At 64.7% G+C, this 9,450-nt stretch carries 8 protein-coding genes; 5 read left to right on the top strand and 3 right to left on the bottom strand.

The genetic code is table 11. The features are described 5' to 3' along the window. Nucleotides 1-2,903, bottom strand: a 2,903-nt coding sequence (gene mobF / locus HMPREF3088_RS03115; protein ID WP_246818019.1) for a MobF family relaxase, incomplete at its 3' end; no start/stop codon positions are given. Between the two features lie 384 nt (nt 2,904-3,287). Between mobF and HMPREF3088_RS03120 the strand changes: the two genes are divergently transcribed. Together HMPREF3088_RS03120 and HMPREF3088_RS03125 are read left to right on the top strand one after the other, a co-directional pair. Continuing rightward, complete coding sequence (locus HMPREF3088_RS03120; RefSeq protein ID WP_011867672.1) at nt 3,288-3,836, top strand: hypothetical protein; 549 nt, start codon at nt 3,288-3,290, stop codon at nt 3,834-3,836. Continuing rightward, a complete protein-coding gene (locus HMPREF3088_RS03125) occupies nt 3,836-4,453 on the top strand; it encodes a hypothetical protein (protein ID WP_066513015.1) in 618 nt (205 codons plus the stop codon). Before HMPREF3088_RS03120 ends, HMPREF3088_RS03125 begins: the two co-directional genes overlap by 1 nt. Nucleotides 4,454-4,663: 210 nt before the next feature. Here the strand turns inward: HMPREF3088_RS03125 and HMPREF3088_RS03130 are convergent, their stop codons facing one another. Beyond that, entirely contained in the window at nt 4,664-5,329 is a 666-nt protein-coding gene (locus HMPREF3088_RS03130; protein ID WP_011867674.1) for a response regulator, read from the bottom strand. Further along, complete coding sequence (locus HMPREF3088_RS03135) at nt 5,326-6,717, bottom strand: sensor histidine kinase (protein ID WP_168167037.1); 1,392 nt, start codon at nt 6,715-6,717, stop codon at nt 5,326-5,328. The genes HMPREF3088_RS03130 and HMPREF3088_RS03135 overlap by 4 nt, the downstream gene beginning before the upstream one ends. A gap of 143 nt (nt 6,718-6,860) precedes the next feature. On the opposite strand from HMPREF3088_RS03135, the gene HMPREF3088_RS03140 reads away from it, so the two are divergent. From HMPREF3088_RS03140 to HMPREF3088_RS03150, 3 genes are read left to right on the top strand one after another with little or no spacing between them, the layout of a single operon-like run. Further along, entirely contained in the window at nt 6,861-7,571 is a 711-nt protein-coding gene (locus HMPREF3088_RS03140) for a phosphatase PAP2 family protein (protein WP_080972059.1), read from the top strand. Beyond that, nucleotides 7,568-8,494: an ATP-binding cassette domain-containing protein gene (locus HMPREF3088_RS03145; RefSeq protein WP_011867677.1), complete on the top strand. Its 927-nt coding sequence runs from the start codon at nt 7,568-7,570 to the stop codon at nt 8,492-8,494. Before HMPREF3088_RS03140 ends, HMPREF3088_RS03145 begins: the two co-directional genes overlap by 4 nt. After that, a complete protein-coding gene (locus HMPREF3088_RS03150; RefSeq protein ID WP_066513013.1) occupies nt 8,491-9,222 on the top strand; it encodes an ABC transporter permease in 732 nt (243 codons plus the stop codon). Before HMPREF3088_RS03145 ends, HMPREF3088_RS03150 begins: the two co-directional genes overlap by 4 nt. Nucleotides 9,223-9,450: the final 228 nt, after the last annotated feature.

The raw sequence follows: 9,450 nt of genomic DNA on the forward strand, positions 1-9,450 counted from the left end.
TTCTTGGCTCCCGCCCCAAGTTGCAACAGCACCACCCGTTCTATCTCGGCATCGATACGCTCCACGGCGTCATTGGACGGTGTAACGCTGTACTCGTTGCCTGATTCCGGTTCTGGCACCTCATCGGCGTTGTTGGCCTGGGCGCGAGCATGGAAGTCAGCAAAGCGCGCTTCGCGTTTAGCGGCAAAGCTGCGCATGTACTCGCCCATGTCGGTGCCGAAAAACGGGTTATCGGTATCCGTTTGGGAAGGCTGGTTGACGAGTTTGGTCAGCTCCCAATCCTGCTTGGCCTGCCCAAACAGCGCCTGGGGTGTCTTATCGCCTTGCTCGCGCATTCCTGCGGACACCAGCAGGTCGCGGGCGTATTCGTCAGACTCACGACGGATAATCTGGCTCACCTGGCCATGCCCGGTCTCGGTATCTCCCGGCTGGGTCTCGGCGATATAGAGGAAGTTGCCCTCACGCCCACGGGTCATAGGAACGTAAACACTGGACTTATCTAGGTTGCCCACACCAGCAACAACGCGGGCCACATCCACGGTCGCGCCTTGGGAACTATGCCCAGTAGCGGCATAGCCCAGCTGGGTGTGTTTATCGAGGTAGTCGCGGTTTAGTGTCACAGTGGCTAAATCATCATCACACCGTCGGGCCGTAATGGAACCGTCTTTCCCGATGGAATCAACGACCCAGCGTTGACCATTGCGGACAACATCGCCGTTGCTGGTCACCAACTTCGCATCGTTGCGACGAGTCAGGATGACATCACCGACACCGGCTGTCAGTCCATCGGACAGACCTAGGCGGTGCTCAGGGTTAATCTCGCCGCGCTCGGCGCGAATCTTCTGCGCCGCAGCATTGAGCGCAGTGACCTGGTCGCGGGTTGCTGCAACCAGCAAGGACTGCTTTCCTGCGGCAGTATCATCACGCCACCCGGCCAACGCATCGTCCATCATTGCCGTAACCGATCCTGCGTGCAGGCGCTTGTTCTGCATGTACCACTCGGCGGCACGAGAAACGTCTGCTTCCTCGCCACCGCGCAGCCACTTCGATGCTTCACGCTCACCCGCATCACGCTGGCGGAACACCTCGCGTAGCTCAACGGCATCAGGCAATTCATGAGACAAGGTAGCCAGCAAGCCAGAACGAGCTTTCACCGCCGAGTATTGTTCTGGGTCTCCCACAAAGACCACGCGCGCGCCGGCAGCAGTGGCAGTCTCCAGCACACGGATCGTATCGGGGTTAGACACCATACCGGCTTCATCAACAACCACAACGGTGTCCCGGTTCCAGCCCAGCTTCACCGCTGTATGCTCCGGTATCAGATCGTCTGTGCCAACAAAAGCACGCGCAATCGTCATGGATTCATCAGCCACATTCTCACCGACCATCACATCCGCCGCCTTGCCGGTGGGAGCTAGACCAATAACATGCTTGCCCGCCATATTCCATGCGTGATGTGCAGATTTAAGTGAAGACGTTTTACCGGCACCAGCCGGTGCGACCACCACAGAAGCCAAATAGTCAGAGCCGACAACCGCGCGCATAGCATCAGCCTGCGCAGGCGAAAGCTCACCCTCAACCGGTTGAATCGACTCGGCGGTAACCCCGCGCTCCACGCGCGCGGTAGCCATATCAACGCCACGTTCAACCTCGTCGACCACCTCGACAGTGGTGTACTTCTGCGAACCTTCACGCTGGGTACTATCCAGCTCGCGGGACTTCTCCGGGGTCACCGACCATGTACCGTGCGCAGCCAACGCAGCATCAACCAGCCCCTCAACCGTAACCGTCATATCCTCCGGGGATATGGCACCGGGGCGGATAAGTTCTGCTACTATCTCGGCTACATCAGCGCGGGTAAACGTGGAGCGTTCTGCGGCAACTTCCGCCAAAATTTGGGACGGTTTCGGCAAGAAATCCTCGGAAGATTCACGCGCATCTGCTTCATTTTTCGGCTCAAGTCCGGCCACAAACTCACGCACCTGCGCGCCGTGTTCAGCACGCGCCCACTCGATTTCCAACTCCTCTAGTGGGGTGTCGGTGTCCTTGGTACGCCGGGTAATTTTCTGCGCGATACGCTCATAGGCCGCACGGGTTTCAAGCCCATTGTCGGCCTGCCACTGGTCGATTTCACGCGCCCTGGTCGAGTACGACGCAATCAATTCTGGGTCATCAAGACCGACAATTTCAGCGCATCCATTGACCACGTCGCCGAACTCCACGCCGAGTTTCTGGCTCAAGATTTCACGCACCGTGGCTTGATACACCATGCCTGCCGCGCGCGCCTCATGGTACAAACTCACCCCATCGAGCGTGCGAACTTTGCCGTCTCGGCATAGCTGTTTATTCGCCAACAACACGTGTGAATGCACGTGCGGGTCGCCCGCACGTGAAGTGCGGTGCTCGTATTTCACGCCCGAAATACCCGCCAACTTTTCAACGACAAGACGTTTTCCGGCCGGCTCTTTTACTTGCTTTCGCGTGTAGCCGGCATGCTCCGACAAGTAATCCAGCGCCTGGGATACTGCCGCCTGGTGGGCCTCATCGACGATGCCACGCACGTCAGAATCTGCACCCATACCCCACAACAAGGAGACAGATTTCGGCGCACAAAAAGTCAGATCGAAGCCTGGAACACTATCCTTTCGCGGAGCATTTCCAAGCCCCGCACCGCTCGGAGCAACCGCCTTATTGAACCAATTCTCAACCGTTTTTCCCGACACAATCGCACCGTTGTCAGTGCCCAAAAATGCCGAAACCTCGGAGAGTTTTTCACCCCGAAGCCACACCGAAGCCGGTTGCTTTCCGTCCTCGGAATAGTACGAATCCGGCCCCCGATTCTCATCAACCGTGGACTGATAATAGGCCACGGAATGTGCACCCATCTTCGCGATAGTCAGCACGCCGCCACCTCCTGTCAATCACCACGGCGACCACCTGGACACCCCATTGGGCAACTTGTTGCAAATATAGCAGGGAGATTTCACAGAGAGATTTCTTCGGCAACTGACTTTTCGTCTTGGAGGGCACCAGAAAGTGTGAAAAGCGTTGGCAGGGGCGCCGCCGGGAACCGGCGGTCGGGGTCGGAGGTCTAAGAGACCGTGGCGTTGATTCTGGATACCGATGACGAGATTTTCATCGCGGCGGACGCCGCGGACATGGCGAAGCAGCTTGTCGGCCTCCTCTACGGCGGGTGAGGCACAGCAGAGCGTCGCTCCCGTGCCGAACGACGCCATCAAGATCATCTCCGGCCCCGCGAAGCTGGACGAGACGAAGGAGTGAGGACCATGTCCGACCAGAACATCAACATCAAGCTCGACCGCGGCGGCCCCGAGAACCACGCCTGGACGGTGCTGGGCACCCTGCTCGCCTGCGGCGCTGTCGGCATGGCCGCCTGGGCGATCTCCAACGCCGGAGCCCTGGACCTGGCTGCGACCGGCCTGTTTTTCTTCTTCATGCAGCTCATCTCGATGATGCTCAAGGCGGGGCTGATCGTCGTCCCGGAGAAGAACCGGAAGGACTTCGGCGAGACGCGCGGCCTGCTCAAGACCGCCTGGCGCGAGTTCCAGGAGTTCCAGGGCCGCTCGCCCATCTGGCGGATGGCGCTGCTGGCGCTCGGCTTCACCGTCGGCTACATGATCTTCCGCTGGGGACTCTCGGTGGCGCTCGGCATCTTCAGCAACGTCTGGATCGCCGGAGCCGCCTCGGCGCTCATCGCGTCCTTCATCGTCGCGCCGCAGCTGTTCACGAACCTGGTCTCGAAGATGAAGACGAAGTCGGGCCTCCAGGTGAAGACGACCACTGGTACGCCCGATGCCGAGAGGGGTGACGTCTGATGACGAAGGCGGCGATCACGACCATCGGCGCAGCACTGCTGGCCGCCGCTGCTCTCGCGCTCAGCGGGTGCAGCTACCCCGGCGACGACGAGGACCGCGCCGCGTTCCATGCCGAAGCGCAGGATCCAGTCCCCTCGGCACCGGCTACCGAGCCTACCGAGCCGGAGACCCCGGCCGAGGAGACCGGCGACGAGAGCACCGAGGAAGGCGGCCAGGGCGAGAAGTCGGGCGCAACCGCGGACCTGGGCGTCGAGGACGGGCATGTCCAGTATCTCCGCGCGATCCAGAACTTCTCGCCCGCGCTTGAGCGCTGGGTGCTCGACGAGGAGGCGGGCGAGGTCACCTACGGGATCGTCAACTGCGCCGGCCAGACGAAGTCCGAGGGCGTCGCCACCCTCGAGCGGGTCGACGGCGGCGATGGAGCAGCGTTCGAGGCGACGTGGATCGGCAAGTCGCCGTTGGAGAACGTCGCGGCGGAATCGATACGCGTCGAGATCACCGAGGACACTTTGAAGAACTTCGCGGACGTTGCGACGTCCAGGACCGACATCGAGGCGAGCAACGTCGCTTCGATGTGCGCCGAGGTCGGCGAGACAGCCGCCGACTTCGTCTTCTGAGAATGACCACAAGAACGCCCCCAGATCTACTCCGGGACCTTCTCCGCGCGAGCAGGGTCGGACGCGACTCGGGAACAATGGTGCCGTGGCAGATTTCGACCTCCTCTGCGCGGCGCTTGTCTCCGCCCCGAAGACACCATCGAAGGTCTCGTCGCGGACGTTCCGAAGCTCCGGCACGACGAAGCCTGATCGTCGTCGTCCCGAGAAGATCTAGGCTCGTCCGGCGCGAAGGGCGATGAGGGCTGCTTCTACGCGGTTGCGCGCTTCAGTCTTCCGCAGGATCGCGGAAACGTGCACCTTGACGGTGCCGGGAGCGAGGTGCAGCGCTTTCGCGATCTCAGCGTTCGTCTCTCCTTGGCTGAGCCGGATCAGAATCTCTCGCTCGCGAGCCGTGAGGCGTTCGAAGCGTTCGACGGCGCTCGCGTACTGGGTGTACGTCGTCGAGACGCCGGAGTCGAGCAGACGCCGGGCGACCGAGGGCGAGAAGAACGCTCCGCGACCGGCGACGGCGTGCACACCGGCGATCAGCTGGCGCGGATCGCCGGACTTGAGGACAAACCCGTCTGCGTCGAGCCGGATGGCCTCGGCGATGTAGTCGTCCTCCCCGAACGTGGTGACGAACAGGCAGGGGAGCGCGCTCCCGTCGGAGCGGAGCCGTTGCAGCGCGTCGAGTCCGCTCATCCCGGGCATCTGGATGTCGAAGAGGGCGACGTCGAGACGGTGCGCGTCGATCTTGCGCAGGGCCTCTGCTCCGTCGGCGGCCTGGGCTACGACCTCGATGGCGGGATCGGTGTCGAGGATCCCGACGATGCCGGTCCTCACGAGGGGGTCGTCGTCGGCGACCAGGACTCTGACCGGGGCCTCGGTCGCTGTCATCGTTGTCCTCCTGCGATGTACTCGGTGCTGGAGACCTCGTCCTGCGCGAAGCAGATCCGGTACACGTCCCCGGCAGCGTCGTCAAAGGTGTTCGCGGTCACGGCGTAGTCGTGGCAGTCGTCCGGTCGGTTCTCGCCCCGCCTGGCCGGCAGCTCGTGGCCGGGCAGGATCCGCTCGGTCTCCGCCCGCGCGTCTCCGACGCTGATGCTTGAGAAGGCCCCTGCCGACAGCAGCGCGCGGTGGTTCTGCACCACCGTCAGCGCCTCGACCGCTGCGAGCCCGACGACGACGATCGCCGCGGTCGAGGCGAGAATCAGTCGCTGGCGGAGCTTCGTTCTGCCGGTCGAGCTCTCATCGACGTCTCTCGTCGCCTCCACAGCGCAATCATCGTGCGTGCTCTGCTCCTGACGGCGAGTCGGGAGGACCGCAGAGAGGACGAACGCACTGTCCGTCTTCTCCGCGGCGAGTTCTCCGCCGTGGGCGCGGAGCTCACTTTCCAAAGTGCTCAGGCCCGTGCCCGCTGTGTGCGCGTCGGCAGGAGTCTCGCCGAGGGCGTTCTCGATCTTCAGACGCAGCTCGGCACCGACGTCGGCAGCGGTGATGTCGATCGGGGTGCCGGGAGCGTGCCTGCTTGCGTTCGTGATCGCTTCTTGTAGGACCCTCGTGACCTGCTCGCCTCCGAAGTCCTGCAGCCGCCTGGGTTCCGGCAGTCCTTGCACGGTGATGCGCGCACCGGCTGCGCGGGCCCGGGCCAGCAGTGCATCGACAGATGCTGCGCCCATTGGCAGCACGGGAGCGCCGGATCTGAGGTCGGAGACGGAGTCCCCCAGGCGTTCGACCGCGTGGGCGAGGTCGTTGCGGGCGTGTAAGAGCGAGGTGCGGGCGCTCTCGGGCAGTGCCGGGTCGATCTCGAGCCGTCCGAGATTGAGCGCGACGAGGCTCAACGAGTGGCCGAGGTCGTCGTGCAGCGACTGCGCGAGGGCGAGCCGGTCGGCGGTGGCGCGCTCCTTGAGCTCGGCCAGGCGCTGGACCTGCCGCAGCTCTCGCTCGCGGTCTGCCCTCCGCCCGAGGACGATGTACTGGCGCACGGCGAGACCGATCAGCCAGGGCACACCAGCGCGCATGAGCGCCGGGGGAAACTCCTCCGCGACGTAGAGCCAGTGCCCGTCGAGCCACGTGGCCCGGGCCATGCTCACGACGACCAGCACTGCCAGTCCTCCCAGGCCCGCGCGCGGACCCCTGGACCAGAGCCCGATTGCGATCGCGGCGATGCCGGTGAGCAGGGCCATGAAGAGGCCCGGCTCCGGCGCGGAGGCCAGCACCCCGAAACCGATCGCCGTTAGCGCGTCGACGCTCCGGCGCGCAGACAGACGATCAATTAGGGTCATGCGCTCCATTCTACCGGGGACCGTGGGCTCGCCGCCTCCCTCGATCGGGCGTGCGCAGCACCTCGCCGGTATGACCGTGGGCATAGACGAGTCGCCCCGCATGGCAGATTCTGAGGCCGAACCGCGTCCATAGCGTGGATTTCATGACTCACGAAACTTCGACGCGCACGCTTTCGACGTCGCGCAGATCCTCGTCCCGCCCCGTGCCGTGGCCCGCGCTGTTGATTGCCGTCGCAGCTCTTGCTGCCCTCGCTCTCGCGACGTATCCGGTGCGTGAGCGCCTCTTCACCGCTGTCGCCGGTCTCGCCGAGGGCTCGGCACTGGCCTCGGCGGTGGGATCCGTGGCCGAATTCGGTCTGCTTGCCCTCGTGGCGACCGCCGGCGTCCTCGCTCTCTGGTGCTGGCTGCGCGAGCGCCGGCGGTTCTGGCTCCTGGCGCTGGCTGGACTCGGCGTGATCACGGCCTACGGATTGAGCGAGGCCGTCAAGCTGCTGGTCGAGGAGCCGCGGCCCTGCAGCGTCGTCGACACTGCCACTGTGCTCAGCTGCCCCGGGAGCGGGGACTGGTCGTGGCCGTCGAATCACGCCGTCCTGGCCGCTGCCTTCGCCACCGCCTGCATCCTCGTCGTCCCCCGCCTCGCCTGGTTCGCGTTGCCTCTCGCGCTGGCGATCGCCGCCTCTCGAGTGGCCGCCGGAGTCCACTACGTCCACGACGTGCTCTCCGGTCTCGCGCTCGGTGCCCTCGTCGTCGCGGCCGTCGTCGCCGCGGCGTCGCCGGTGCTGGACCGGCGTCTGACTGGCGGACGGGACGGCCATCCGGATTCGGCCAGCCGGTCCCAGGGCGGGCGCGCATGATCGAGGTCGACCGTCTCTCGAAGCGCTACGGCCAGGTGACCGTTGTTGAAGGATTGAGCTTCACGGTCCCCGACGGATCCATCACCGGGTTCCTAGGCCCGAACGGAGCCGGCAAGTCCACGACCATGCGATGCCTCCTCGGGCTCCACAAGCCCACCACCGGAACCGTGCTCATCGACGGGCTCCCGCTGACCGCCCAGACGAGGCCGGCCGAGGTCGTCGGAGCCGTCCTCGACGCCTCCTGGTTCCACCCCGGCCGGACCGGACTGGCGCACCTGACGACCATCGCTGCTTCTGCCGGCCTACCCGACCGCCGCGCCTGGGAGGTACTCGAGGCCGTCGCGTTGACCCAGGCAGCTCATCGCAGGATCGGCGGCTACTCGCTCGGGATGAAGCAGCGCCTGGGGCTCGCGGCCGCCCTGCTGGGCAGACCGCGCAACATCGTCCTCGACGAGCCGATGAATGGCCTCGACCCGCAGGGGATGGAGTGGATGCGCGCCTTCCTGCGCGATGCCGCCGCGAGCGGCCACGCCGTCCTTGTCTCCTCCCACCTGCTCGGCGAGATGGAGACCCTCGCCGACCGCCTCGTCGTCATCGACAACGGCCGCTTGCTCGGCCAGTGGGACGTCGCCGATCTTCTGCACGCGCGCAGCCGCCAAGCGCTCCTCCGCACCGACGACGACGAACGCGTCGAGCAGGCTCTGCGCGGACTGCGGGTCCCCGTAACCGCACTGCCCGAGGGACTCTGCGTGACATTCGACGAGACGGTCCCCGACGCGCTCACGCTCTCGCGGACCTGCCGAGACCTCGACGTGCTCATCACTGCCCTGACGGACAAGCCGATCCGGCTGGAAGAGGAATTCCTCCGCCTCACCGACCGATCATCCGAAGCCGAACATGGCAAAGAAAGGCCCGAGCGATGACACGAGCATTGACAGCTGAGGTGCGCCGACTGCTCACCGTGCGCTCCACAGGCATCTTCGCTGCGCTGCTGATCGGCTGCTGCGTCGGCCCCATCGTCCTGATGGGCATCGTCTACGACCCGGCCTATCGAGGGCCGATCGACGCCGGTGATCTGGGCAAGTGCGTGAGCATCTTCCATGTGCTGGCCATCGTGTTCGCCGGCACACACACCGCGACCGAGATCAATGCGGGGTCGACGGCGCTGTCCTTCCTCACGCAGAAGAGTCGATGGGCCTCGTTGGTGGCACAGGCAGCGGTCCAGTGGGCGTTCCTCGCATTCGCGTACGTCGTCGGCATCGGCCTCGCGCTCGTCGCGGCGACGTTCTATCCCGACGGGCTGGCCATGTCGCCGCGAGGGTGGGCCTACCTCGCGGCCTACCTCCTCGTCGTTCTCCTGTGGGCGACGATGGCGACGGCGCTTGCCGTCCTCACGCGCTCCGTCGCGGTGTCCGTCGCCGCGCCGATCACGTGGATGCTCCTGATCGAACAGCTCGCGTCCATGGTCCCGATGCTCGAGGCGATCACGCCGTGGCTGCCGTTCAACGCCAGCCACATGCTCCTCGCCCAGGCACTTGGAGAGGCCCCTGCAGGCATGTCCGTGTGGCCTCCTGCCGTCGCGCTTCTCGTACCGGCACTCGGCCTGGCGGGCGCGGGGCTATGTGCCCATGTCCGACGGGACTCGGCGTGATGGGCAGGCCTGCGCCTCGCATCCGCCGCCCAAGACGGTTCGTGGCGTCGCAGGGCTGGGGCTGACTCACACCGCCGTTCAACAAACGGTCGTTGATGTGAACAGTGGTCCGGAGGAGCCGATCGCGAGCATTTCGCCGAGTGGGTGTTCACAAACCCGTTCAACTACATCTAGACTAGACAGAGGCAGTTGAAGGTGCTGTTGCAACTTGGGGCGGGAGCCAAGAAA

Origin of the sequence: Corynebacterium sp. HMSC22B11, from assembly GCF_001815965.1 — a bacterium.
Lineage (GTDB): Bacteria > Actinomycetota > Actinomycetes > Mycobacteriales > Mycobacteriaceae > Corynebacterium.